The sequence below is a fragment of the Burkholderia sp. BCC1996 genome (genome assembly GCF_905339955.1).
Lineage (GTDB): Bacteria > Pseudomonadota > Gammaproteobacteria > Burkholderiales > Burkholderiaceae > Burkholderia.
Genome location: NZ_CAJPHM010000012.1, coordinates 1 through 25,260, shown reverse-complemented (window position 1 = coordinate 25,260; position 25,260 = coordinate 1). Strand labels below are relative to the sequence as shown.

Genomic DNA, 25,260 nt, shown 5'->3' with positions numbered 1-25,260 from the left:
GTCGTCGTAGCAAGGAGGGAGCGCAGACCGGGGTCAATTTATTGGGGACATATCAAGGCTGCCAAAACTCCCATCTGACATGCCGTGGGGAGATCGAGAGCCCACACAGTACAAGAATGCTAGAGGATGGCCGAGCCGCCCGGCCAGTACCGCTCACTCGCACATATCACTCGCACGTTCCAACTCGCTAATTTGGCTCCCCAATGAAGATGCTGCATCGGTATGAAGCAGGTCATGCCGACATGAGATCTCAGTGGTTGTCACGTGACAACCGCGCGACTAGAACGGCTTTGCCCATCCGTAACCTAGTCCGATCGACCATATCCCCCTCGCATATCGCACGGATTTCTTCACGCTAGCGAGTTCTATAGTGAGTGCATTGAGGCAAGCGAGCCGGCCCGGAATGACCACTGGGGCGGGTTGTCACGTAACAACCACGTCAATCGCAGTCGCAGTCGCAGTCGCAGCACCAGCACCAGCACCAGCACCAGCACCAGCACCAGCACCAGCACCAGCACCAGCATATCTGAGCGCAACAGCGGCAATGACAAAAGAGGGGGAAAGGTTCCCACGAGTCCACTGCGCATCGAATCTGCATACTCCCCGTCGGCGTGCATTTGCGATCCTAGTCATCCGCATCGCCTTGTCACGTGACAACTGCAGATCCCGACGCTGTTTAAGTTCGCAAGCAGTTGGAAAACCTGTCCCGCATTTTCAGGTCGACAACAAAATCACCCTTAGAAACCGCACCGCGATTCTTGTCGCTTCCGCCGCTGAATTCCCCACCACTCCATCGGCACTTACTATCTCAAATGACGTGTTGTCCGTTTTTATTTTTCAGTCGATTTGAACTCAAGAAATAATCTGCTAGCCATTTGGCCTGCTTGTCACGTGACAACCACATTGATCAGAAAATTTCTCTGTTTATCTAACACTTTTCTGGACTTTTCAACAACAACTGCATATATTACGCAAAACTCCTTGGAGGAATTTAATGGCTTTCAAGATCGCCGTTAGTAATCAAAAAGGTGGTACTGGAAAGACGACCATCTCCGTCAATATCGCGGCGGCCTTCGAGGCTGGCGGCAACAAAGTCGCCTTGATCGATGCCGACCCTCAAGGCACGTCAGTCAGATGGGTCACAAGCGGGGAAAATACGCTCCCGATGACGGTTCTGTCTTTGGCCCCCGCCGGTCGCGGCATCGGCGGCGAGATCAAGAAGCAGGATGCAAATTTCGATGTGATCGTCGTCGATTGCCCGGGCAACCTCGAAGACCCGCGCATCGCGTCCGTGCTGGAAGTCGCCGATTTCTGCCTCGTCCCGCTGTCCCCGTCGCCCGCCGACCTGTACAGCACCGTCGCGATGATTCGGATGATCGAGTCGATGCGTGCCGTTCGGAACCCGAATTTGTCTTCCGCGCTGATGCTGAATAGCGTCAATGGAAAAACTAAAATGCGTGAAGAAATTTTAAAAATTCTAAAGGCTGAAGAAATAGGGGAGCATCTGCTCGACAGCCAGATCGCGCAGCGAGAGGTCTACCGGCAGACGTTCGCCCTCGGCACCACGATCCATCATCACAATCGATACCTGAAGGGGCTGAAGGAAGCCCGCGCGGAAATCGAGCGGCTGGTCACCGAAATGGCCCAATACATCGCGTCGACGCGCGCTACCGGAGCCGCTCATGGCTAAGGACACCTCAAAAGAGAAGAAGCCGACCGGCAACCTGCACCTCGCGGCCGGGCTGCTGCGCGGGCTCGCGCAGGAAAACGCGGCGCTCGAAACGCGCCTGCCGGAGCCGGTGGCCGCGTCGAATCCCGCCACCGAAGCCGCTTCCCCCGTCGCCCCCGCCTCGACCACGTCCGCCGACGCGATCGACCTCGGCGCGCCGCAGAAAGTCGCGGTCAAGGACTGCATCCCGAACCCGTTCAACCCGCGCGTGTTCTATTCGGAATCGAGCCTGCACGAGCTCGCACTGACATTGAAGCGGGAAGGGCAGATCGAGCCGATCAAGGTCACGCGGCTCCCGGAGTTTCCCGGCAAGCTCGTCGTGATCGACGGGCAACGCCGCCTGCGCGCGACGAGCATCAACGGCGACGAGACGATCAACGCGACGTTTCGCACGGACCACACGCCCGAGCAACTCTATACGATCGCGTATCGCGCCAACCACGACCACGAGCGCCAGACGATCTTCGACGATGCGGTCGCGTGGAAGCGTCTTCTCGACGAAAAGGTCTTCCCCGACCAGAACACGCTCGCGGAAAAGATCGGCAAGGACAAGGCATCGATCAGCAAGACGCTGTCGCTGAACGCTCTGCCCAACACGCTGCTCGAACGGATGGCCAGCGCGAACGATGTGGTCGGCCTGCAGGCGGCGTACTTCCTGAAGCTGATTTTCGAGCGCCTGGGCGAACCGGCTGCCGACCGGCTGCTCACCGCGGTGATCGACCGGAAAAAGTCGGTACGCGACCTCGAGAATTTCCTGCGCGCGCAGAGCGACGGCAACAAGAAGGCGGGGCGCACGCGCTACAGCGTCCGTCACGATTTCGCGCTCGAATCACGCGCGATCGGTCAGCTGAAGACCTATCCGGACGGGCGTCTGGATCTGCAACTGAAGGGAGTCGATGCGTCTCACCAGGAAGCACTCGCCGACCGGCTCAAGACCGTAATCGACGCGTACGTCGCCGAACTGGCAGAAGCCGCGCAAAAGTAGCCGCGCCAAGACAAAGGCCCCGCGCCTGCACGGCACCGCGCAACCGGATGAAGTCCGGCGCGCGGCGCATGCCAGGCTGCGAGGCCTTGATCAGTTGGTCGCGAGACTGCTTTTCAGCAGGAATTCCAGCAAGTCGTCCGAGGTCGGTTCGCCCCAGGTGTCGATCGCCAGCCAACGGAAGAAACTGGTTTGCGCCAGCTTGCTCGCCTTCTTCTTCGGCGACAGCGTGAGATCCTTCGAACCGGCCACCGTCTCGTTGTAGCGCTCGATCAGCTTGGTCTGGTCGTCGATCTCCAGTTCGCGGAAATACGCACCGGCTTCGTCGACCTTCGCCGCCAGGTATTTGTCGCGAATCTGTTCCTGCTTGCTCTGCGCGGATTCCTTTGCCGGCGCGGCCGTTTCGGTCCCCTGACCGTCGGCCAGCGTATAGCCGTGTGTCAGCGCCTTGCGGAAATACGCGGCCACGTTGTCGACAGGGGCGGCATTCTTCTTCGTAGTCCGATTGAGCGTATAGGCGATTGCCGCCTTGATGCGCTGCACACCGTACTGCGTGATCAGCCGGCGCGCTTCCGAACGCGGGATGCCGAACTTGGCGACTTCGTCGACGAGTGCTTCGTTCTTGACGTCGCCTTCCTCGACCATATCCGCGCTCTGCTTGCGCGTCACCTTGAACTGGACGGCCTCCACGCTGCGACCTGACTTGTGTTCGATCAGCTCGAGCGTATGGTCGGAAACTTCGTTCACCTCCTGAATGCACGGCACCAGGACCTTGCTCTTGAAGAGCTTGTACTCCTTGTACGATTGCGACGCCTTGTCCTGACCGAGGATGAGATCGCGGAATTTTGGCAGCGGAATCTTCGCCGTGATGCCGATCCCCTCGTAGCGCACCGTGTTTTCCCACAGGGCAAGCGAGTGCGAGCGCCGAAACTCGCGCGCGATCCGCATATCGATGAGCGCGTAGATCTCCGGATTGAGCAGCTCGCTGCGAATCTGGTCGGAGAAGCTGTACTTCAGCACCGATTGCTCGAGTTCGGCGCCGGCGAGCAGGCCCGACGCCTTCCACACCGTCGAGCGGTCGGCCGCAAGGTAGTCCCAGTTGACGACGGTACTGATCAGCGAGTTGACCGTGTCCTTCACGTACTTCGTGTTGTTGCTGTTCAACCCGCTTTCGTGCGAGAGCGCGGCGATCGAGATCGAGAAGCTCGTCCGGCCGGGCTCGAACGCTTCCTGACGAAGGGCATTCTTGATCAACGAGCTGAACATCTTGCGCTGCTGCAGCCCGATCTTTCCGGACTTCGGAGCGATATGAATGGCCTGGACCGCCTTGCGCAGCAGATCGGGAGGCTCGGGCGTCTGAAATAGCGAAACCTGCTTGTCGGAGCCTTTGATTGCGGGCTTGCGCGGCATCGTGATGTCCGGAGAAGGTGACCGTGTTGATGGCGGACTTTATACCTTTTCCAGCCACCGAGCAACGTCTCTTTCTACGGTATCACTTTCACTATCGATGCTAAGTTCCTGTAACAAAAGGAAAAACATAGGTTTTCCTATTTGTTCGGAGCCCCATATCCATATACCTTTTGGTCAAAAACAGCTCCCAAAACCTTCTACCTGTGTGGTTTGTCGCCAGGATCCGGCATGGGACTTGCCCTATCAAAGGTACCCATTCATGGGAAACAATCGACTCGAACTGGATTGGCGAACCCGATTCGTGGTGCCCTGCAACACGATCTGCGTTCCTCCCATAACGCGCTACCTTCAACACGCCCCATGAATGGGTACCTGTTGAAATCCACCGGCGTGGCGTTTTGTCTTCAACGGTGTCCGACCGGCGAAAATGCTCCCCATGGATGACTACCTTCAGCCTCCCCCACAGAAGGTAACCTTTCTACCGGCCTGATCCTGTTTATGGGACGCCACAACCATAGGGACGAGCCAAATGAGATCACGCGGTCAACACAGGCACCCATAAACGACTACCTGAAGTCCGCCCCATAACCGGCTACCCCACATAAAATGCTGTGCCCGGCGGCACGAACCGATCAACTGGAACGCACCATAAATGGCTACCAATGGATTCCCCCATAGAGGGCTACCTGAAGTGTTTTTGGGCCGAATTCCCATAACAGGCTACGCGTGCCCCATATCCACAACCCCCATTTCCCACAACGCGGTACCCGATTCCCCAAATCCACAGACCTGAAACCCCATACTCTTCCGCCTGTGCTCCCATAAATGGGTACCGAACACCTGTCAAAGCCTTGCCAGACAAGGCTGTGAGCCGTCTAAAAGTAGTTAAAGAAGTAAACGTTGTTTACCAAAGATGTAAACACACGCGTGCCTGTGCAGAAAAACAACCCCCATAAACCGCTACCAAAGGGACTCCAGCGAACTCGACGGGCACAGCAATCCGGGTCCCCCGCCTGTGGATCCCCCGATATGTGGCCTCATTCTGCGAGCCTCCCAGGCCTGACAAGGCTTCGCAAGAGGGTGAGTACCTACTAACAAGCGCTCAAACGTAGAAACTTATGGGATGGAATCCGCGTTTGCAGGACATAGGTTCCCATCTATGGGATCGGAAAATGCCCACAGCGGGAGGTTTCTCCGTCCGGGATTACCCGTAGACGACGGCCATCGCACCCGCACAGGAATACTGCGGGTACGCTTCAGGGCAGTGAGAAATGACCGGAATTCATCCGCAAGCGGTTATTTTTGCGTCTGTGCCCGCGCTTCCGTGGATAAGTCTTCGGCTATCGCGCGCCGGCTCGTCCGACACTTTTCAGTCAGTGACCCGTGCGCGGACGAAACCCCCGGCCCTTGCTCCATTCATTTGGCCTCATAGCTTTCTACCTTTGGGCCTGTATCGGAATCGGTACAGGATCCCGACAGCCCGGACAAGAATTGCATCCCTGTGCCGGTTGACACGACAATCAAACGCGCTTCGGTCACAGCGATCCCGGCATGGTTCCGAACGTGAGGCGAGCGCCATCAACCAGGCTCACCCTCGTTGGATACATACTCGAATCCCGAAAATGCTCACCGTCGGAAGTTGTCGGATCCTGTAAAGGCTCACCGACTAGCTCCTCGCTGGTTGATGGACCGTCCGTGCGACGCGTCCGCACGAGATGAGGGCACCCGATGGAAAAGCTGTGGCGTATGCGCGCAGCGCCAGACGCGCCGGCGTGCTTGTCGCACAGGCGCAAAACGCTTCGTGACGCAGATACGATGACGCGCGCAGCGCAGGCGCTCATGCGACTGCATCGTGCGATGCAGATGCGCGATCGTGAACGAATGCCGATCGAAGCGCTCACCTTGTGCTGCAGATGCCATCTCCCAGAAGTGGCGACGAATCGCGCCGAACAGGTAACCATGCGAGCGGGCACCGGTTACCCGATCGCTCGCATCGTATCGAGCCGACGTGTAGCGGAACGTGGCGGACTCGGCACGGAACGAATCGTGGTCATTTATGGGATGAGCCGTCGTTGGCGCGGCCGCAAATCGCAACATGGCGCACAGGGCCGCGATTCCGTCGCATGTTCCGCTCATGAGGCAACGAACGCGTTGCGGGAGCAGCAAGTTCCACGGATGAAACAGTCGGCGTCGTACGCGGGCGCGATGCGCCGAAGCGGATCTCATCCTCATCGGCAACCTGCATCGTATCGACGGAACAATCCGCTTCGTCACATGTTTGCGGCGGTCGTACACGTCGCGTGATGTATTGCCGTGTCCCTGCGGAACGAGGATCCGGCGGGCACGCGGGAGACGTGACGATGCGATGTTTCCCATACGTGTATCCCGAAGAATGTGCGCACGATAGCGCCACATTTTTTGCAACGCGGTTATGATGCAAAGGCCCTGATCCCGAGATGAAGACCGGCCAGGGGCAGGGGCGGTATCTCGATGTACTTTCACTCCGTGACCAATCAGAAAAGAGAGTTCAGCGATGCGAATCCAGATCAAAAAACTGACGCTGGCTGCTACGGCAGCGGCGTTCCTCTTCGGCTCGGCTGCTCCGGTGTTCGCGCAGACCGACGCCAGCGCACCGGCCGCATCCGCCGCTTCGGATGCGAAAGCTGCGAAGCGTGAAGCACGCAAGGCAGCACGGGCAAAACGCAAAGCCGAACACAAGGCAGCGCGCGCGAAGAACAACGCCGAACTGAAGAAGCTCGAAGACGCGGGTTACAAGCCGGCGGCCAACGATCCGAACTACCCGCAGAATCTGCAGAACGCTGAGAAGAAGGCGGGCGAAGCCGCGGGCGCCAGCCAATAAGCGTCCCTCGCGTGAAAAGCCCCGGCTCGAGCCGGGGTTTGTCGTTTGTGCTGCGGAAACGCGATACGTGTCCGGGCACGCATGCGGGTATCACATTCGCATCAAATGATTCGATGTCCTTTGTTTTTAGATGAAGTGGAAACCATCTCGATGCGTTGACTCTTTCTGCTCTGTCCGTCCTGTTCAGACTAGTAGTAATCCTACTGAATGAAAAACGTTGGATGAAGGGCGAGGCGAAAGACGTTCGAGCATGAGCAATACGCGGCGTCGCAACGGCGCCCGAAACCCACACCGACCGAGCGATCGTCGCCATCAGGACCTGGTCAGCGCCGCGCGTTCGCTGTCGCCGCATTCCCCGTCACTTTCAGCCAGTCCTTGAATGCCCGCACGGCTTCGTCCTCCGCGCGCGCAGCCGCCACATAAGTGAAGTAGCGCCACGGCGGCAGTGCCGGTTCGCTGAACGGCTGCACCAGCCGGCCTTCGGCGATGTCGTCCGCGACGAGCGCGATCGGCCCCATCGCGACGCCGAGACCGTCGAGTGCGCCTTGCAGCGTCAGATAGAAATGCTCGAGCGTGAGCGAATGCCGCGGCACCAGATTCGCGTGCCCCGCTGCCGCGAGCCACTCGGGCCACATGCCGGGATAGGTCGCCGCATGCAGCAGCGTGAAGCCCGCGAGATCGGCCGGCGTACGCAACGGCCTGCCATCGAGCAGCTTCGGCGCGCATACGGGTAGCCTGACTTCGGACAGGAATTCCTCGGCGACATAGCCGTCGATTGCCTGCGGGCCGCCGCGGACGATCAGGTCGACCTTGTCGCGCAACTTCTCGATCGGCTCGTTCGATGTCGACAGCCGCACTTCGACGGCCGGATGGGCGACCTGGAACGACGACAGCTTCGGCACGAGCCAGCGCAGCGAAAACGTCGCGGGCGCGCTGACGCGCAGCACGCGCTGCTGCCCCTGGCCGAAATGCTGCGCGGTGGCCAGCGCAATCCGGTCGAACGATGCACCGACCTCGGCGAGGTACGCGCGACCGGCATCGGTCAGGTCGACCCGCCGGTTGTGCCGCTCGAACAGCGGCCGGCCAAGCCACGCCTCCAGTTGCTGGACATGCCGGCTGATCGCGCCATGCGTCACGCACAGCTCGTCGGCGGCGAGCGTGAAACTGCCGTGCCGGGCCGCGGCTTCGAACGCGCGCAGCGAATTCAACGGAGGGAGTCGTCGGGCCATTCATCGTTTCGCGTGAGTTTTACTCACGTGAATGCTCAAATTTAATCGTTTGATCGGGCGATCATGCTTCGCCAATATGGCACACAAACGGCCTATGCGGCCGGAATATGTGTCTGAATTTCTCACATGGAGTATGGAGCATGCCGAACGTGGTGGTGGTGGGCGCCCAATGGGGTGACGAAGGCAAGGGGCGCGTCGTGGACTGGCTGGCGGCGCAGGCCGATCTCGTCGCACGCTACAACGGCGGCCACAACGCGGGCCATACGCTGGTCGTCGGCGACAAGACGTACAAGCTCGCGCTGTTGCCGAGCGGCATCGTGCGCGGCAAGCGCGGCGTGATCGGCAACGGCGTGGCGCTCGATCCGGAGGCGCTGCTGGCCGAGATCGGGCGGATGGCCGAGCTCGGGCTGTCGGTGACGCCGGACAATCTGTCGATCGCGGAGAACGCCACGCTGGTCCTGCCGATTCACCGTGCGATCGACCAGGCGCAGGAGCGTTTGCGTCGCGAACCCATCGGCACCACGCTGCGCGGGATCGGGCCGGCCTACGAGGACAAGGTGGGGCGCCGCGGGCTGCGGGTTGCCGATCTGGCGGAACCGGACCGGCTTGCCGGCAAGCTCGACGTGCTGGTCGATCACCACAATGCATGGTTCCGCGGCCTGGGGCTCGAGCCGTGCTCGCGCGACGCGATGCTGGCAATGCTGGTCGACATCGCACCGAAGATCCTGCCGTTCGTGCGTCCCGTGTGGGCCGATCTCAACGACGCGAACGACCGCGGCGAGCGCATCCTGTTCGAGGGCTCGCAGGCCGTGATGCTCGACATCGACTGGGGCACGTATCCGTTCGTGACGTCGTCGGGCACCGTTGCATCGGCCGCGGCGGCCGGCACCGGCCTCGGCGCGTCGAAACTCGGTCACGTGCTGGGCGTGACCAAGGCGTACGCGACGCGCGTCGGCGGCGGCCCTTTCCTCACCGAACTGAACGACGCCACCGGCGAAACGCTGCGCGCACGCGGACAGGAATTCGGCGTCAACACGGGCCGGCCGCGCCGCTGCGGATGGCTCGATGCCGCGCAGTTGCGGCAGGCCGTGCGGATCTCGGGTATCGATTCGCTCGCGCTCACCAAGCTCGACGTGCTCGACGGCTTTGCGTCGATCGAGCTGTGTGTCGGCTACGAACTCGACGGCGCACGCGTCGACCATCTGCCCGCGAGCCTCGATGCGCAGGCACGCGCAACGCCCGTCTATGAAACGTTCGCCGGGTGGGACGGGACCGTGAAGGGCGTGCGCGAGCGTGCGGCGCTGCCGCGTGCCGCACAGGATTTCATCGCACGCGTCGAGGCGGTCGCGGGCGCGCCCGTATCGATAATCACGACGGGCGCCGAGCGCGACGACACGATCGTGCTGAGCAATCCTTTCGACCCGGCCTGAGCGCGACGCGGCACGCGCAATGCGTGCCCGGCAGGCCGCCGCCATGCGGCCTGCATCGATCCGGCGCCGGTCGTCCTGCGGCATGGGTTGTCGCGTGAACGACGGCCTGCCGCCGCGGCGCACGGCAAACTGGACACGCCTGCACCGCTGCGGTACTGTTCCGCACGATTCGCGCCAGACCGGCCCGTGCCGGGGCGGGCGCCGCTGCGAAGCGATTTCAATCCCGGGGACATGTCGATGGACACGTTACAGATGATGCGCATTTTCGTCCGGGTGGCGGAGGAGGGCAGCTTCACGAGCGCGGCCCAGCGCCTGGACATCACCACCGCCTACGCATCGCGTTCGGTCGCGCAACTCGAAACGCACCTGCGCACCCGCCTGCTCAACCGGAGCACGCGCCGCATCGCGTTGACCGATGCCGGACAGCGCTATCTCGACCGATGCCAGCGCATCCTCGGCTATATCGACGAAGCGGAAGCCGAGGCGGCCGATGCGCAGGCGAAGCCGTCGGGGCGCCTGCATGTGCACGCGACGACCAGTTTCGGCCAGGCCTACCTGGTGCCCGCAGTGGTGCGATACCGGCAGCGCTATCCGTCGGTGGCCGTCGAGCTCACGCTGTCGCAGCACGTGCCCGACATCATCGACGAAGGCTACGACGTGTCGCTGCAACTGAGCGCGACGGAGTTGCCCGACTCGGGGCTGGTGTCGCAGCGGCTCGGCGATGTGCACAGCGTGCTGTGCGCGTCGCCGGCGTACCTGAAGGAACGCGGGACGCCGCGCACCGTGCGCGATCTCGAAGCGCATGCGTGCCTGCAGATCGTCACGCCGATCTTTCCGCGCGACCGCTGGCATCTCGACGGCCCCGACGGTCGCGAGACGTTCGAACTGCCGCTGGCGGATTTCCAGGTCAACATTGCCGACGCGCTCGGCGCCGCGTTGCGCGCCGGCCTCGGGATCGGCTCGTTGCCGATGTCGACCGCGGTGCCCGCACTGGCGAGCGGTGCGCTGGTTCGCGTGTTGCCCGAGTACCGACTGCAGAAACTGACGGTCTACGCGTTGTACGCGTCGCGCCAGTACCTCGACGCGAAGATCCGTACCTTCGTCGATTTCCTGCGCGAATGCGTGCCTGAAATGCTGTCCGCCGACGAGGCTGCGCTGCGCGGTTCCTGCGAGTCCTGAGCGAAGGCGGACGACGTGTGCCGGATCGCATGACGCGGCCCACGCATCGTCCTTGAGTCCAGGTTCCGGCTGCGCAAGATACTTTGCATACCTAAATTGATGGCGAAAAAGACGCGGCACGACTTCACCGACCGGCTGCATCGCTCGATGCGCGCCGTTATGGAAACCCTGCTTTCGATATCGGAGATCGTCGGTTCGGTGCGAAGCGTCGAGCGCGTGCCACCGCCGCTCGCGTAACGCATTCCTTCCCGCATAAGACAACGCCACGGATGCAAGTCCGTGGCGTTTTGCTTGACGTGCATCGCTGCACGGCAGCGGCGGATGCCTGCTGCGGTATTACTGCTGCTTGTCCCAGAGCGTGCGCCCGAAGAACGTGAGCGTGCGATCCCACGCGATCTGCGACCACACCGGATCGAACTGCGTGCCGCCGATGCGGCCGGGGCCGACGGCCGTTTCGTTCGCGAACGCGTGATGCGCGAGATAGCGGTGGAATTCGACGTCGACCTTTGCGTCGGTCAGCTTCTTCTCCAGCGCATCGACCTGGTCGATCGCGAAGAACGCATCCTGCGTACTCCAGTGACCCATCAGCGGCACCTTGATCTTCGACGGGTCGAGGTAGTCGAGCGGAGGGAAGCCGTACCACGTGACGCCGGCGTCCGCCTCGGCGAACTGCAGCGACAGCAGCGTGAGCGCGCCACCCATGCAGAAGCCGGTGACCGCCACGCGCGACGCGTGCGTCTTCAGGTAGTGCACCGCGCCGGGAATGTCCTGCGACGCGGCGTCGCCGAAATCGAGGCCCGTCATCAGGTGGTGCGCTTCTTCCTCCTCGACCGTCGACTTGCCGCGATACAGGTCGGGCACGAGCGCGAAGTAGCCGCAGCGCGCGAGGCGATCGGCGACGCCGCGGATCTGGTCATTCAGGCCCCACCACTCCTGGATGACGACGACCGCGGGTGCGCCTTCGGTCTTTTCCGGCGTGGCGAGGTAGCCCTGCAGTTCCTGGCCGTCCGGGCGGCGAAACGTGATCATGGAACCGGATGTTTGAGACATGAAACCGCTCCTTTTCGAAAAATGCGATGAGTGCGGCATCGGGTCGGCCAGCGAGTACGGTATGCCCGGTGAGTCGAGGTCTCGCTCGCGTTCGCTTCGGCCGGCGCCGACCACGCGGCCATTCTATGCGCAAACGCCGGCGGTCTGCGTGAACGGCGCGATGCGGCGGCCGATTCGCGCGCGCGCATCGATCGGGCGTCGTGCGGCGCGCATGTCGCGTGCGCCGAAAACACAACACCCCGCCCCGATGGACGGGCGCGGGGTGTTGCGTCGGCAACGGGCGTATCGCGGAATGCGTCGCGTGCGGCAGTCTTACTGACCGAAATAGACCGAGTCGCGAGCGTTCTGCTTGACCGCGATCGCGCGGCCGGCACGCACGCCGGCGGCGGCCTGTGCGCCGTAACCCGTCGCGTCGCCGTTCGTCACGCGCGCCTGCGCGGTCTGCAGCGCATTCGGGTAGTGGACATCGGAGACTTCCGGCTTGTACCCGGCCTGTTCGAGCTGGACGAGCTCTGCGCGGACCTGGGCACGCGTCAGTTGGTCCGACGGGTTCGACTGAGCGAATGCGCCAAACGATGCGGACAGGGCGCTGGCAGCGGCGACTGCGTAGATGAACGACTTCATGATGACCTCCGGTTTTCGTAGATTTCGCGCTTCGCTTGGTTGCGTTGAGCGGTTGATTTGCATCGTAGCGATCGCGATACCGGTCGGAAATAGGCGTTCCAGCGAATAATTATTGCAACTGGGTAAACGATTCGCGGGAAAAACGGGTTTTGTCGGACGATTGTTGGCGTGCCTGATGGCGGTCACGGGTTGCGGTGCGGCATGATCGTCGCGGCGGCGGTGAGTCGAGCATGGCATGTCGACGCAAGAACGACGGGCCGGCGCGCTACAGGACAGGAGCGTATGGCGACCGAACGCCGACCTTGGCCCCGAGCTTGGCCGATAGAAAGCTCAGTTGAATCGGACAACGAAGTATTGATGGTGGGCAAGGAAAGCCGCACGCCCCATCGCGCTGAAATCGAGACCAGCCTTCCTTCGCGCATCGACCGGAATGCCCGTGCCGTCTCGTCGCGCGTACCACATCACGCGTCGACGATCGCCTGCCGTTTCCGGTATTCGGCAGGCGTGATCCCGACATGCCGCGCGAACGACCGTCTGAGCGTATCGACATTCGCGAAGCCGCATTTCGCGGCGACCTGCTTCGGCGTGTCGTGTCCGTTTTCTAGCAACTGGCGAGCCGCCGCGACGCGGGTCGCTTCGACCCACGCGGCCGGCGTCATGCCGACCTCCGCGCGAAAGAGCCGTGCGAAGTGGCGCGGGCTCATGCCCGCATGCTTCGCGAGTTCCGCCACCGAGTGCTCGAGTTCCGGATGGCTGGCGATCCAGCGCTGGACTTCCTGCAGCACCGAACGCCCCGCCGGGCGCGCCGCGCCGCTGCGGCTGAACTGGAGCTGCCCGCCCGGGCGCTTGAAGAACATGACGAGTTGCGCGGCGACGCGCCGCGCGATTTCCCGGCCGAGATCCTCCTCGACCAGCGCAAGCGCGAGATCGAGGCCGGCCGTGACACCGGCACCGGTGCGCAGCTTGCCGTCGCGTACGTACAGCGCGTCCGCTTCGACGGTGAGCGACGGATAGGCGGCGGCGAGCGCATCGGCCGCGGCCCAATGCGTCGTCAGGCGTCGTCCTTTCAGCAGGCCGGTCGCCGCGAGGATGAATGCGCCGGTGCAGATCGAGCCATACCGTTTGCTTTGCACGGCGGCCGATCGAAGCCACGCGAGCACGTCGGTGCGCAGCGCGATCCGGCCGGCACCCGGTGCACCGGCAACGAGCAGCGTGTCGATGCGATCGGGAATGTCGGGAGCGATCCAGTCGGCCAGCAATTGCGCGCCCGATGACGTGCGGATCGGGCCGGACTCGCTCGCGATGATCCGCAGCGTATAGAACGGTTTGCCGCTTTCGGCGTTTGCCTGTGCGAATACGTCGAGCGGCGCGGAGACGTCGAGCAGTTGTACGCCCGGTACCGCGAAAATACCCACGACCTTCGGCATGTTCGGTTGCGTGATGTGTCGATGTGTCGAATGTGACGCGTAGCAGTATAGACGCGCGGTGCGATGCGACGGGCGGGGCATCGGCGCATTACGCGGGTGCGATTCGATGGTTCCGGCAGTGGTGGCCGTCGATCGAGCAAAATGGCAGGATTTGGCGTAATACGCCGATTGATGCCAAACGACGGTCTCCGCAGAATGAATGCGGTCTTCCAAGGAGATCGATCATGACTGTGAACGTCGCCGGCATCACCCTTCCCGATAGCCAACTCGCGCGCGAGATCACCGAACTCGTACGGGATACCGAGTCCGAGTTGCTGTTTCATCACTCCAGCCGCGTGTACTACTTCGGTGCGCTCGCGGGCCAGCGCCGCGGGCTGAGCTACGATCCCGAACTGCTCTATTGCGGCTGCATGTTCCATGACATGGGGCTCACGCATCGACACAGCAGCGCATGTGAGCGATTCGAAGTGGACGGCGCCAATGCCGCCCGCGATTTCCTGAAGAGCAGGGGCATTTCGCAGCAGGACATCGACCTCGTGTGGACCGCGATCGCACTGCACACCACCCCCGGCATTCCGCAGCACATGCATCCGGTCGTCGCGCTCGTCACCGCCGGTGTCGAGATGGATGTGCTGGGCCTCACGTATCCGGAGTACAGCGACGTCGAGCGAGAAGCCGTCGTCCGCGCGCATCCGCGCACGCCGCATTTCAAGGAAGACATCATCCAGGCGTTCTACGACGGCATCCGGCACAAGCCGGACACGACGTTCGGCAACGTGAAGGCCGATGTGCTGGCCGACAAGGATCCGCATTTCCATGCAGGCAATTTCTGCAGCGTGATCCGAGCGTCGGCGTGGGCCGGTTGATCGGTGTCGGTGGCGGGCGGGGCGGGGGGAAGGCAACCGGTGCGACGCATGTCGAATTCGGTGGCCGGACGTGGCGGGCGCCGTTTCGTCGATGGAATATTCATTAGAAAAGTTGTTACGTGACAACTTCATGACGTCAGTCAGCGACTTCATATACTTGAATTTCACGATCCCGCTCCAGACGCGCATCTCCGGCCGCGCGTGCCGGGGCGGCGAGCGGGAAGCCCCGTTTCGCCGACACCCGCAATTGCTCGGCGTCGACCGGTCGTCGACCGCCTGACGACCGAATCCGCCCGTCTTCGGCAAAACGCCTATAATGGTTGGGCAAATTGCCGGAGAAGAGTCATGAGTACGATCGCGTTTCACCCTTCGGGCGTCGCGCACCCGCGCCAAGCCGAGTTCACGATCCTCGAGCAACTGCTCGCGATTCGCGTGCGCTCGGGCGCCGATCTCGCGGAGTTGGCGAGCGCGCGCGTCGACGTCGCGGTGATCGACCGGCTGTCGGAGCGCGGCCTGAAGTCGGACGAACTCGCCTTCATCATCCCGCGGCGCACGCTGAGCCATCGCCGCCAGGCGCACGAACGGCTGTCGCAGGAGGAGTCCGACAAGGCGATCCGGCTGGCGCGCATCGTCGCGCAGGCGACGGCCACGTTCGGCGACCAGGACAAGGCGATGGCGTGGCTGCGCAACGGGCTCCAGCGCTTCGGCGGACGCACGTCGCTCGACATGGCGAGTACCGAGCATGGCGCGCGGCTCGTCGAGGAAGCCCTCACGCAGATCGACGAGGGGTACTTCGCTTGACGACGCTGTGGCGCATCAGCAATTACGCGGACCTGAAAGGCATCGGCGGATTGCGGGCCGGCGGGCGCTGGCATTTTGCCGGGCAGCCCGTCGTCTATCTCGCCGAGCATCCGGCGCTCGCGCTGCTCGAGACGCTCGTTCACTTCGAAATCGCCACCGTTGCGCAATTGCCGAGCGGCTACCAGCTGCTTCGGGTCGAGGTGCCTGAATCGGTGGATGTTGCCGAGATCGCGGAGGGCGATGCGCCGGCCGACTGGCGAGAGGACGTCGACTGGACCCGCAGCGCCGGCACCGAGTGGCTGCACACGCAGCCGAGCGCCTTGTTGCGCGTACCGAGCGTCGTCGTGCCGCACGCGCACAACTTCCTGTTGAATCCGCTGCACCCTGCCGCATCCGGGATCCGCATCGCCGAAGTCATGCAGTCGCCGTACGACAGCCGGATTCTGCGGCTGATCCAGTCGAACAAGAGCGAATAGGGCTGATTGCGCATTGTCGCGCGGCACCGCGCCGATCAGCGCTCGCCTGCGGCTCCGGTCTGCCGGTCGCGGCGGGCAGGGCGCTGCACGTCACCGATGCGGAACATGAACGCGGCACACGGCAGCAACGATCGATGAACAGAACGGCCACGCATCGTGGCAAGGGGGCGCCGTGACGAACGCGCATCTGCTCGAAATGGACGCCATCCTGTCGGGCCCGGGGTTTTTCGATTTTCTCGGCGACGTCGATTGCGATCGCGCGCTGGCCAGCCGCGAGGCGGAGCCGTTCGACGCCGGCTGGATGACGGCATTCGACGAAATCGACGGCGATCCGGGCGCCGTGCTGGACAAGCCGGCCGTGGATGCCCTGAGGGAAAAGGCGTTCAGGCTCGCGTTCCGGGCATCGGGGAATGCCGACATCGCGGCGTGCGTGTCGGATGACATCGAGCTGATCGCGCGAAGCCGGCTGTCGGGCCGCACCGACGGCTGGCCGTCACGCGTTCTTTGGGATACCTACACGAACGGCCGGTTTCCCTGCTAGCCGATGCGGCGTACCGGATGCGCCGATGCATGCGATCGGACGATGCCAATCACGTGCCTGCCGCGATGATTGTCAAACAGTGTGAGTCAATCGTCAGCATTTGCAACGGAAGTAACAGTCCCCGCAATTCGACGGTTTCGGGCGTGGGTGCGGCTACATTGGCTCCACCTGCCGCACGTCGCGGTGAGGCATGCGACAAGCCGCACGAAGGCGGCCCGCAGCAACAACGTCTTTGGGGAGAATGACCATGAACAAGATTCGCACGATTCTGCTTGGCGCCGCGCTGACGGCAATCGCATCGGCCGCTTTCGCACAAACGGCCCAGACGGGCGCAGAAGGTTCCGCCGGCGTCGGTGCACAAGTCCAGACGCCGCTGCTCGGCGGCGGCGTGGGCGTGCAGGCGGGTGCAGGCGCGAATGCCGCGGGCTCGGGTGCGGGCGCAGGCAACCTGGTCGGCGGTGCGCTGAACGGCGTGGGCAAGACGGTCGGCGGCGTCGGCTCGGCAGCGGGCAATGCGGTTGGCGGTGCGACGCAGGCGGTCGGCTCGGCTGCAGGTTCGGCGAAGGATGCCGCGACATCGGCCGTGCACACGACGAAGTCGCACGTGAAGCACGTTGCATCCTCGGCAAAGAGCCACGCGCAAGGCGCGGTGTCGACGGCGGGTGATGTCGCAGGCGGCGCGAAGGCGAAGGCCGGCGAAGCGCTCGAGGGTGCGGCGAACTCGGTGCAGGGCGGCGCATCGGTCGGCGTGAAGGGTTCGGCGTCGGCACAAGGCGGCGCGCTGTAAGCGATACGCTTTCAGCCAAGGCCCGGCCCGCTTCGATGCGGGCCGGGCTTTTTTGTTGGCGCGAGCCGCGCATCGCGGCCGCGTCAGTGTGCCGCGAACCGGAACAGGCGTGCCGCGCACCCTCTGCCCATTGCCTGCCCGTCATGCTTAAATAGCGGGGCTTCCGGTCGCCGGTAGCCCTTGCGCGGCATCGGTCGATGCAGGCAAGCATGTCCGATCGGCAGCGTGACGACAGACGACTCCAAAGCGCTGCCGCGGCCCGCCCGGCGTGGTCCGATAACATTCCGAGGCATCACGACCATGACCATCCCGCTCCGTCTTCTCGCGCTTGCCTGCGTGCCGTGGCTCGCGGCTTGCGCGTCACCGCCTATGCCGTGCGGCGAGTGACGCGTGCGGGGTGAGCACGGTGGGCGCGAGGCCGGACGAATTCGCGGCGCCCGCTTTCAGGTACCATCCCGACCCGCTGGCGACGGGCGGCACGATCGGTGCGGACGAGCGCCGCCACCCGTGATGGCGCACCCGGCGGCGGTCCGGATTGCGACCAGCGGCCGGGCGCGTCGTTCGACGGCGCACAATGCCGGTCGACATCGCCCTTTCGTCATGAACCAGAGGAATCTTCGTGAAGTTCATCCACGCCGCAGACATTCACCTTGACAGCCCGCTGCACGGCCTGAGCGCGTATCCGGATGCGCCGGCCGCGCAGTTGCGCAACGCGTCGCGCGAGGCGCTGCGGCAGCTCGTGGATCGTGCGATCGAAGAGGAAGTCGCGTTCCTCGTGATCGCCGGCGACCTGTACGACGGCGACTGGAAGGACCACAACACCGGCATTTTCTTCGGCCAGCAAATGGGCCGCCTGCGCAAGGCCGGCATTCGCGCATTCGTGCTCGGCGGCAATCACGATGCCGAAAGCGAGATGACGAAGAAGCTGACCTTGCCCGACAACGTCACCGTGTTCGGCCACCGCAAGCCGGAAACCTTCAAGCTGCCGGAATTCGACGTCGCGCTGCACGGGCAGAGCTTCAAGGACAAGGCCGTCGTCGACAATCTCGCGATCGGCTATCCGGATCCCGTGCCGGGCCATTACAACATCGGCGTGCTGCACACCGCGCTCGAAGGCTATGCGGCGCATGCGAACTATGCGCCGTGCTCGCTGGCGGAATTGCATGCGAAAGGCTACGACTACTGGGCGCTCGGCCACGTGCACGAATTCCAGCATTGGTCGGGGCCGTCGACCGTCGTGTTTCCCGGCAACCTGCAGGGGCGCCATATCCGCGAGACGGGCCGCCGCGGCGCGGTACTCGTGACGGTGGAGCAGGGCCGCACGCACGTCGAGCGCCTGTACCTCGACGTGCTGCGCTGGGAGGCGTTGTCGGTCGACGCGTCCGATTGCCTGACGGTCGCCGACCTGTCGAGAAAGATCGGCCAGTCGCTGGAGACGCTGTTGAGCGTCGATGGCCACGTGCCGCGCGCGGTGCGCGTGACGGTCACGGGCCGCACGCCCGCGCACGGTCTCTTCTTCGGCCGTGCGCCGCAATTGCGTGCGGAGGTGCTGAACCAGATCGGCATCATCGGCAACGAACGGCTGTGGCTGGAGAAGGTCCGGCTCGCGACGTCCGCGCCCGTGCAGCCGCAAGGCGAGAGCGAGCAACTCGAGGCGCTGGAGGATCTGAAGCAGATCCTGGCCGATGCCGCACACGATCCGGATTTTCTCGCGCTGCTCGAACGCGACCTGAAGCCGTTCGTCGGCAAGGTGCGCAGCGACGTGAAGGAAGAGGTGCCGCTGCTGACGATGGCGCGCGCCGGCGAACTCACGGCGCTGGTCGAGCAGGTCGGTCCCGCGTTGCTCGCGCGGCTGGCGAGGGGGGAATAAGCGATGCGAATCAGCCAGCTCGACCTGATCAAGTACGGCAAGTTCACCGACGAGACGCTGCGCTTTCCGTCGGCCGGCCAGGATTTCCACGTGATCGTGGGGCCGAACGAGGCCGGCAAGTCGACGATCCGGACGGCCGTGTCGGAACTGCTGTTCGGGATGAAACTGCAGACCCCGCTCGACTTCCTGCATGCGACGCCCGAACTGCGTCTCGGCGGCTTGCTGGAGGGCGGCGCCGGCGCGCTCGCCTTTCATCGCGCCCGCGGGCGCAGTCCGCTGCGCACGCCCGCCGACGACAAGCTGCCGGACGACTATCTCGACGCCATCCTCGACGGCGCGACGCGCGAGTTCTTCGAACAGATGTTCGGGCTCGACCACGGGCGGCTCGTCGACGGTGGCCGGAGCATTCTCGACGCGTCCGACAAGCTCGGCCAGGTGCTGTTCGAATCGGCGGCGGGTGTCGGCACGCTCGGCCCCGTGCGCGAGGAACTCGACGCGCGCGCGGCCGCGCTGTGGGCGCCGCGGCGCAGCGGCAGCGCATTCGCGCAGGCCGAGACTTCGTTTAACGAAGCAGTTGGCGAACTGAAGGCGGTCCAGGTGCGCACGCGCGACTGGGTCGATCGCAAGGAGGCGCGCGACGCGGTCGAGCAGGAGATCGAGCAGGCGCGCGCGGAGCAGCGTCGCCTCGAAGCGTTGCGCTCGAAGCTCGAGCGCGTGCGGCGGCTGGCGCCGTACCTGAAGGAACTGACGATCAAGGAAGCGGCGCTGGCCGAACTGGGGGCCGTCGTCGAGCTGCCGCCGACCGCGTATGCCGACTTGCTGAAAGCGCAAGGCGATCTCGCGGCCGAACAGAAGGTGCTCGAGGAACGGCGCGCGGACCTGCTCGCGAAACGGCAGGCGCGTGATGCGATCGATCCGGATACCGATGCGCTGGCGCTCGAAGCCGATATCGAAGCGCTCGACCAGCTGCGCGGCGCATGCATGAATCATGCACAGGATCTGCTGTTGCTCGGCGCGGACGTCGAGCGGCATCTGTCCGCCGCGGGTTCGGCCGCCGCGCAGCTCGGCTGGCCGACCGACGAGACGTCGCTGCGCGCGGCCCTGCCGACCGCGCTGTCGCTGAAGACGGTCGCGAACCTGCTGCGCGACCACGGCGCGCTGCATCAGGCGCTGGCCGGCGCGCGCGAGTCGCTCGACGAGCGCACGCAGGAACTCGCGCAGGCACAGGAACAACTGGCGCGCCTGTCGACCGTCGATGTGCCTGAAGCGCTTCGTGCGGCGCTCGCCGATGCGCAGGGCTTTCGCAATAGCGTGCAGCGTGAACAGGCACTCGAACGCGACATCGCGGCCGCCGAGCAGACGCTGTCCGACGCGCTCGATGCGCTCGGCCAGTGGCGCAAGCCGGTCGACGCGCTGCGTGCGCTCGACGTGCCGTCGGCGGCTCGGCTCGGTGTGCTGCTGACCGAAGCGAGCGAGCGCGCGAGCGCGGCCGCCGCCGCACGCGATGCACGGGACGGCGCGCAGGAAGAACACGAGCGGCTCGAACTGCAGGAGAAGCATTTCGCTCAGACCCACAAGGTCGTCACGACCGCCGAGGTGCTGGCGGCGCGCGCTCGCCGCGATGGCGCCTGGGGCGACGTTCGCAGTGGCGCGGTGGATCTCGCAACCGGCGCGCCGGCCGTCGACGATGCAATTCGCCTTGCCGACGAACTCGTCGATGCGCAGCTCGGCGCCACGCAAGCGGCGGCGACACTGCAATCGCTGCGTCAACAGGTCGAATCCGCGCGCGTCGTGTTGACGCGCCGGCAGGCGACCGTGGACGAGCGCGAACGCGAGCTGGCGGCGCATCGCGACGCGTGGGCCGAACTGGCGACGACGGCCGGCGTGCCCGGCATGCCGCTGGCGGCGATGGGCGACTGGCTCGCCAAGCGCGACACGGTGTTTGCCGCGCAGCTCGAGCTCGACCGCCTGCGCCGCGAATTGGCGACGATCCGCGATGCGCGGGCCGGTGCGGAAGTCGCGTTGCGTTCGGCGCTGCGCGCGGTATCGCGCGGCGGCGACGCCGACGGCCTGACGGCACTCATCGCGATCGCCGGGACGTTCGTGCAGTCGGCGGAGAAGACGCTCGCACAAAAGGACAGCCTGGAGGACCGCGCGCGCGAAGCCGAACGCGGATGCGCGACGGCTCGTTCGCGCGCAGGCCAGGCCCAGGCCGCCTACGATGCGTGGCACGCGCAATGGCGCGACGCGCTTGCCGACGCGAAGCTGTCCGCCCATGCAGTGACGCTGGCTGCCGCGGAAGGTGCGCTCGCGCTCGCGAATACGGTGACCGCCGAACTGGCCGACGCCGATGCGCCGCGCAACCGGATGACCGCGATCCGCGCGGAGCTGGCCGCGCTCGAGGCCGGCGCACGGCGGCTGGCCGAAGCGCTCGAGCCCGCGTGGCTGGCGAGCGGCGACTGGCTGGACGTTGCGCGCCGGTTGACGATGCGCGTTGCGGCCGCACGGGAAACCGCGCGTGCGATCGGTCGTGCCGACGACGCGGTGCGGCAGGCCGACGGCAAGGTCGCCGATGCCGCCGCCGCGGTGGCAGGCGCGGATGCACGCATTCAGCCGTTGCTGCAACTGGCCGGCGTCGCGTCGATCGACGCGGCGCTGCCACTGGCCGAGCAATCGGACCGGCAGCGTCAGCTTCGACAGGCCGTCGATGCCGCGAAGGAGGCGCTGGTGCGCGACGGCGACGGCTTGTCCCAGCCGGCCGTCGAGGCCGAGGTCGCTGAACAGGACATCGCCGACGTGCCCGCGCATCTCGAAGCGGTGAAGCAGTCGCTGGGCGACGTCGGCACGCGCCTGAACGCGCTCGCGCAGCAGCAGGTCGTGGCCCGGCAGGCATTCGGCGCGATCGACGGCCAGGCGAATGCGGCCGTGGCCGAAGCAAAGCGGCAGGAAGCGCTCGCGGCGATGGGCGATGCAGCGGAACAGTATCTGGAAGCGGCGACCGCGAGTCGCTTGCTGAAGTGGGCGACCGATCGTTATCGCGACCAGAAGCAGGGGCCGATGCTGCGCCGGGCGGGCGAGATTTTCGCGGGACTTACGCTGGGCGAATTCGCGCGGCTGACCGTCGACACCGAACGGACGCCGCCCGCGCTGTATGCGCGGCGCACGAAGGGCGCGTCGGTCGAGGTCGCCGGCCTGAGCGAAGGGACGCGCGACCAGTTGTTCCTCGCGCTGCGGATCGCGGCGCTCGAACTGCAACTCGCCAGCAGGACCGGGCTGCCGTTCGTTGCCGACGACCTGTTCATCAACTTCGACGATGCACGTGCGAAGGCGGGGCTCGAGGCGCTGCGCGATCTGTCGACGCGAACCCAGGTGCTGTTCCTGACGCACCACGATCACCTGCTGCCGCTCGTACGGGACGTGTTCGGCGCGCAGGTCAACGTGGTCGCGCTGCAGCGCGAGGCAGCCGGCGCATGACGCCGGGCGGCCCGATGTCCCGATACGTGGGAATGGTCATCGCGTACAGGTAGTATGTGCGGTTCCGAAACGCACGCGACCGGTTCTGCCGGTCACGGGTCCGGCCACACGAGGGATCGATATGAACAAGCTGGTAGCTGCCATTGCGTTCGCGGCGGACAAGCATCGCAATCAGCGGCGCAAGGACGACGAGGCGTCGCCATACATCAATCATCCGATTGCGCTGGCCGCTGTGCTGGCCAACGAAGCCGGCATCGAGGACGAGCGCGTGATCGTCGCGGCGGTGTTGCACGACACGATCGAGGACACGGAGACCACCGAGCAGGAACTGCTGCGGCTGTTCGGCAAGGACGTCGCGGACATCGTGATGGAAGTCACCGACGACAAGTCGTTGCCGAAGGACGAGCGCAAGCGCCTGCAGGTCGAGCATGCGGCGACGATCAGCCGCCGCGCGAAGCTCGTGAAGCTCGCGGACAAGATCTGCAACCTGCGCGACATCGCCCGGCATCCGCCCGCGGACTGGCCGCTCGAGCGCAAGCAGGCGTACTTCGACTGGGCGAAGTCGGTCGTCGACCGGATGCGCGGTGTGCATCCGGGCCTCGAAGGGATCTTCGACGCCGCGTACGACGCGCGGCCGGCCGACTGACGCGCGGCCATGCAGGCGGCCCGATCCCGATCCGTCGCGCGGTCACTGCCTGCGGTGGCGGGCGTCGACGTGGGCGGCGACAGGAAGCAGTGCGACCTCGTGATCCTGCGCGGCTCGACGATCGTCCGGCGCGAGGCGCGGATCGCGCCCGAAGCGCTGCCTTCGCTGTGTATCGAGCATGACGTGGTGGCGGTCGGCGTCGACGCACCGAGCCTGTGGTGGACCGGAAGCGGGCGCCGGGCGGCCGAGCAGGCGCTCGCGCGTGAACGGATCTCATGTTTCCCGACGCCGTCGCGCGAGCAGGCCGTGGCCAGCACGTCGGGCTTTTTCGACTGGATGTTCATGGGGGAGCGTGTCTACCGCGCGCTGGCCGGCGCCTATCCGCTGCTGACCGACGCACGGTATGCCGGCGGGCGCGTGAGCTTCGAGACTTATCCGTACGCGATTACCTGCGCGATGCTCGGCAAGGCGATTGCGTCGGCGAAGCAGAAGAGCAACCAGCGGCGGCAATTGCTCGCGCAACTCGGAATCGACGTGTCGACGCTGCGATCGGTCGACGCGCGGGACGCCACGCTGTGTGCATTGACCGCGCAATACGTGATCGACGGCAGCGCACACGCGTATGGCGATGCGGAGGGCGGGTATATCCGTGTACCGGTCGTCGGCGAGACGATCGTTCTCGATACGGTCCAGTCAGGGGCCGTGGCTCGCTGATACCCGTGGGCCCGTGGCAGCAGGGTGAGCTTTTTCGGGACGCGCATCGGACTGTCGAAGTCACGGTGTCGAGCAGGGACAGCCGGTCGGCATGTGCGGAGCAGGTGGCGTGCGCATCGACATAGGCAGTCGACGCACCGTATGCCTCACGGCCGTGATGCTCAGTCTTCGAGAATGGACTTCGGTACGCTGGAGAGATCGCAGGCATCGGCCTGCTCGAAGTAGCCTTGCGCATCGTCGATCATCACGACCGCGACGTCGATCAGTTCGTCGAGCCGCTGCAGCAGCGATTCGCGCCACTCGAAGTCCTCGTCGCGCTCGGGCGTCTTGTCGAGCTGCTCGATGATCGAGTCGGCGGTCTGCAGGAACGGGATCGCCTGTTGATAGTTTTCGATCGAGACCATCGCTGCGTTGCGCGCGCCGACGAGCCGTTCACGATGCTCGTCCGCTAGTTCGGACTCGCCGCTGATGCGCGGCAGGACATCCGAGATGCGTTGCAGGAGCGGCGGGACCTGTTCTTCGAGCATGACGGCGCGCTCGCGCAGCGCGGCGTATTCATCGCGGAGATCGGCGTCGCCGGATTGTGTGGTGCTGTCCATCGTCGGTGTGAGTGCGTTGTTCGATCGCGGCATGATACTCGACGGCGTGCGCCCCCTCGTTTGTTCCGCAGCAGGATGACGAGAGCGCGACGCCAATACGGAGCGCGGTGGACCAGAGGATGTCGTCGACCGTCTAGATATAGGAGGAAAGAAGGCGGCGCTCCTGATCCGTCGTGGACTTTTCGCGTTGCTGTATGTGTCGAGCGTGACACCCCAAGCCCCGAACGCGGCAGCGCACGAGGCTTTTTCAAAATATTTTCACAAAGGGGTTGCGCGGACGAGGGCAGGTGCTTAGAATCACGCCTCTTTCGCGCTAACGGAAACGCGGCGCGGGAGAAGAAGGGAAGCGGTGCTGTCGGGCGGGTCGTAGCGGCCTCGGCGGTGCAGGAAGTTGAACCCCAGCCGTCGCAACGAAGTAGTTAAAAAGTTGTTGACGAACTGAAAAAGACGGTTCATAATCTCCGCTTCTCTGCTGCTGAAAACGCAGCGCTGCTGAGAAAGCCTCCGGGTCCTCGCAGAAATGCTCTTTAAAAATTAACAGCCGATAAGTGTGGGCGCTTGATGGA

The 25,260-nt window shown here is 64.4% G+C and carries 24 protein-coding genes; 16 read left to right on the top strand and 8 right to left on the bottom strand.

Going from position 1 to position 25,260, the window contains the following annotated elements; all coding sequences use genetic code 11:
- Positions 1-365: 365 nt before the first annotated feature.
- Positions 366-617: a hypothetical protein gene (locus U4Z64_RS18720; RefSeq protein ID WP_321820605.1), complete on the bottom strand. Its 252-nt coding sequence runs from the start codon at positions 615-617 to the stop codon at positions 366-368.
- A 377-nt stretch (positions 618-994) separates the two neighbouring features.
- Here U4Z64_RS18720 and U4Z64_RS18715 point away from each other — a divergent pair, with 377 nt between their 5' ends.
- Together U4Z64_RS18715 and U4Z64_RS18710 are read left to right on the top strand one after the other, a co-directional pair.
- Positions 995-1,690 (top strand): ParA family protein, encoded by a 696-nt coding sequence (locus tag U4Z64_RS18715; protein ID WP_011879640.1) that lies wholly within the window; start codon positions 995-997, stop codon positions 1,688-1,690.
- Complete coding sequence (locus U4Z64_RS18710) at positions 1,683-2,714, top strand: ParB/RepB/Spo0J family partition protein (protein ID WP_321820604.1); 1,032 nt, start codon at positions 1,683-1,685, stop codon at positions 2,712-2,714. Before U4Z64_RS18715 ends, U4Z64_RS18710 begins: the two co-directional genes overlap by 8 nt.
- A 90-nt stretch (positions 2,715-2,804) precedes the next feature.
- Here U4Z64_RS18710 and U4Z64_RS18705 read toward each other — a convergent pair whose 3' ends face one another.
- Positions 2,805-4,121, bottom strand: a complete 1,317-nt coding sequence (locus U4Z64_RS18705) for a replication initiation protein (RefSeq protein WP_044848821.1) — start codon at positions 4,119-4,121, stop codon at positions 2,805-2,807.
- Between the two features lie 1,728 nt (positions 4,122-5,849).
- Between U4Z64_RS18705 and U4Z64_RS18700 the strand changes: the two genes are divergently transcribed.
- Both U4Z64_RS18700 and U4Z64_RS18695 read left to right on the top strand, forming a co-directional pair.
- Positions 5,850-6,425, top strand: a complete 576-nt coding sequence (locus U4Z64_RS18700; RefSeq protein WP_321820603.1) for a hypothetical protein — start codon at positions 5,850-5,852, stop codon at positions 6,423-6,425.
- Positions 6,426-6,654: 229 nt separating this feature from the next.
- The gene (locus U4Z64_RS18695; RefSeq protein ID WP_044848822.1) at positions 6,655-6,981 is read left to right on the top strand and encodes a hypothetical protein; all 327 of its coding nucleotides are present in this window, start codon (positions 6,655-6,657) and stop codon (positions 6,979-6,981) included.
- 323 nt (positions 6,982-7,304) lie between these two features.
- Here the strand turns inward: U4Z64_RS18695 and gcvA are convergent, their stop codons facing one another.
- On the bottom strand, positions 7,305-8,210 hold the full coding sequence (gcvA, locus tag U4Z64_RS18690; RefSeq protein WP_124523078.1) for a transcriptional regulator GcvA: 906 nt from the start codon (positions 8,208-8,210) through the stop codon (positions 7,305-7,307).
- 140 nt (positions 8,211-8,350) lie between these two features.
- On the opposite strand from gcvA, the gene U4Z64_RS18685 reads away from it, so the two are divergent.
- The 3 genes from U4Z64_RS18685 to U4Z64_RS18675 all read left to right on the top strand — a co-directional run bounded on the left by U4Z64_RS18685 (position 8,351) and on the right by U4Z64_RS18675 (position 11,056).
- Complete coding sequence (locus U4Z64_RS18685; protein ID WP_321820602.1) at positions 8,351-9,640, top strand: adenylosuccinate synthase; 1,290 nt, start codon at positions 8,351-8,353, stop codon at positions 9,638-9,640.
- Between the two features lie 237 nt (positions 9,641-9,877).
- On the top strand, positions 9,878-10,819 hold the full coding sequence (locus tag U4Z64_RS18680; RefSeq protein WP_044848839.1) for a LysR family transcriptional regulator: 942 nt from the start codon (positions 9,878-9,880) through the stop codon (positions 10,817-10,819).
- A 99-nt stretch (positions 10,820-10,918) separates the two neighbouring features.
- On the top strand, positions 10,919-11,056 hold the full coding sequence (locus U4Z64_RS18675) for a hypothetical protein (protein ID WP_321820601.1): 138 nt from the start codon (positions 10,919-10,921) through the stop codon (positions 11,054-11,056).
- A gap of 99 nt (positions 11,057-11,155) precedes the next feature.
- Here U4Z64_RS18675 and U4Z64_RS18670 read toward each other — a convergent pair whose 3' ends face one another.
- From U4Z64_RS18670 to U4Z64_RS18660, 3 genes are all read right to left on the bottom strand, one after another.
- A complete protein-coding gene (locus U4Z64_RS18670) occupies positions 11,156-11,869 on the bottom strand; it encodes a dienelactone hydrolase family protein (RefSeq protein ID WP_124489718.1) in 714 nt (237 codons plus the stop codon).
- Between the two features lie 312 nt (positions 11,870-12,181).
- The gene (locus U4Z64_RS18665; protein ID WP_124893821.1) at positions 12,182-12,493 is read right to left on the bottom strand and encodes a DUF4148 domain-containing protein; all 312 of its coding nucleotides are present in this window, start codon (positions 12,491-12,493) and stop codon (positions 12,182-12,184) included.
- Between the two features lie 461 nt (positions 12,494-12,954).
- Positions 12,955-13,920, bottom strand: a complete 966-nt coding sequence (locus U4Z64_RS18660) for a GlxA family transcriptional regulator (protein ID WP_185640901.1) — start codon at positions 13,918-13,920, stop codon at positions 12,955-12,957.
- Positions 13,921-14,144: 224 nt separating this feature from the next.
- Here U4Z64_RS18660 and U4Z64_RS18655 point away from each other — a divergent pair, with 224 nt between their 5' ends.
- The 9 genes from U4Z64_RS18655 to U4Z64_RS18615 all read left to right on the top strand — a co-directional run bounded on the left by U4Z64_RS18655 (position 14,145) and on the right by U4Z64_RS18615 (position 24,095).
- Entirely contained in the window at positions 14,145-14,786 is a 642-nt protein-coding gene (locus tag U4Z64_RS18655; RefSeq protein WP_321820600.1) for an HD domain-containing protein, read from the top strand.
- A 345-nt stretch (positions 14,787-15,131) separates the two neighbouring features.
- The gene (locus U4Z64_RS18650) at positions 15,132-15,587 is read left to right on the top strand and encodes an antitoxin Xre/MbcA/ParS toxin-binding domain-containing protein (RefSeq protein WP_044848829.1); all 456 of its coding nucleotides are present in this window, start codon (positions 15,132-15,134) and stop codon (positions 15,585-15,587) included.
- Positions 15,584-16,063 carry an RES family NAD+ phosphorylase gene (locus U4Z64_RS18645; protein ID WP_044848830.1) on the top strand — a complete coding sequence of 160 codons (480 nt, stop codon included), beginning with the start codon at positions 15,584-15,586 and terminating at the stop codon, positions 16,061-16,063. The genes U4Z64_RS18650 and U4Z64_RS18645 overlap by 4 nt, the downstream gene beginning before the upstream one ends.
- A 172-nt stretch (positions 16,064-16,235) precedes the next feature.
- Positions 16,236-16,604 carry a hypothetical protein gene (locus tag U4Z64_RS18640; RefSeq protein WP_321804002.1) on the top strand — a complete coding sequence of 123 codons (369 nt, stop codon included), beginning with the start codon at positions 16,236-16,238 and terminating at the stop codon, positions 16,602-16,604.
- 247 nt (positions 16,605-16,851) lie between these two features.
- The gene (locus tag U4Z64_RS18635; protein WP_321820599.1) at positions 16,852-17,391 is read left to right on the top strand and encodes a hypothetical protein; all 540 of its coding nucleotides are present in this window, start codon (positions 16,852-16,854) and stop codon (positions 17,389-17,391) included.
- A gap of 619 nt (positions 17,392-18,010) precedes the next feature.
- The gene (locus U4Z64_RS18630) at positions 18,011-19,261 is read left to right on the top strand and encodes a metallophosphoesterase family protein (RefSeq protein ID WP_124489712.1); all 1,251 of its coding nucleotides are present in this window, start codon (positions 18,011-18,013) and stop codon (positions 19,259-19,261) included.
- Positions 19,262-19,264: 3 nt separating this feature from the next.
- Positions 19,265-22,735, top strand: a complete 3,471-nt coding sequence (locus U4Z64_RS18625; RefSeq protein WP_321820598.1) for an ATP-binding protein — start codon at positions 19,265-19,267, stop codon at positions 22,733-22,735.
- A gap of 121 nt (positions 22,736-22,856) precedes the next feature.
- On the top strand, positions 22,857-23,381 hold the full coding sequence (locus U4Z64_RS18620) for an HD domain-containing protein (RefSeq protein ID WP_044848835.1): 525 nt from the start codon (positions 22,857-22,859) through the stop codon (positions 23,379-23,381).
- Positions 23,382-23,390: 9 nt separating this feature from the next.
- Complete coding sequence (locus U4Z64_RS18615) at positions 23,391-24,095, top strand: DUF429 domain-containing protein (RefSeq protein ID WP_321820597.1); 705 nt, start codon at positions 23,391-23,393, stop codon at positions 24,093-24,095.
- A 161-nt stretch (positions 24,096-24,256) separates the two neighbouring features.
- Here U4Z64_RS18615 and U4Z64_RS18610 read toward each other — a convergent pair whose 3' ends face one another.
- Entirely contained in the window at positions 24,257-24,727 is a 471-nt protein-coding gene (locus tag U4Z64_RS18610; protein ID WP_124667900.1) for an ATPase, read from the bottom strand.
- A gap of 280 nt (positions 24,728-25,007) precedes the next feature.
- The coding region (locus U4Z64_RS18605) for a hypothetical protein (protein ID WP_321820596.1) at positions 25,008-25,260 on the bottom strand (253 nt) is incomplete at its 5' end.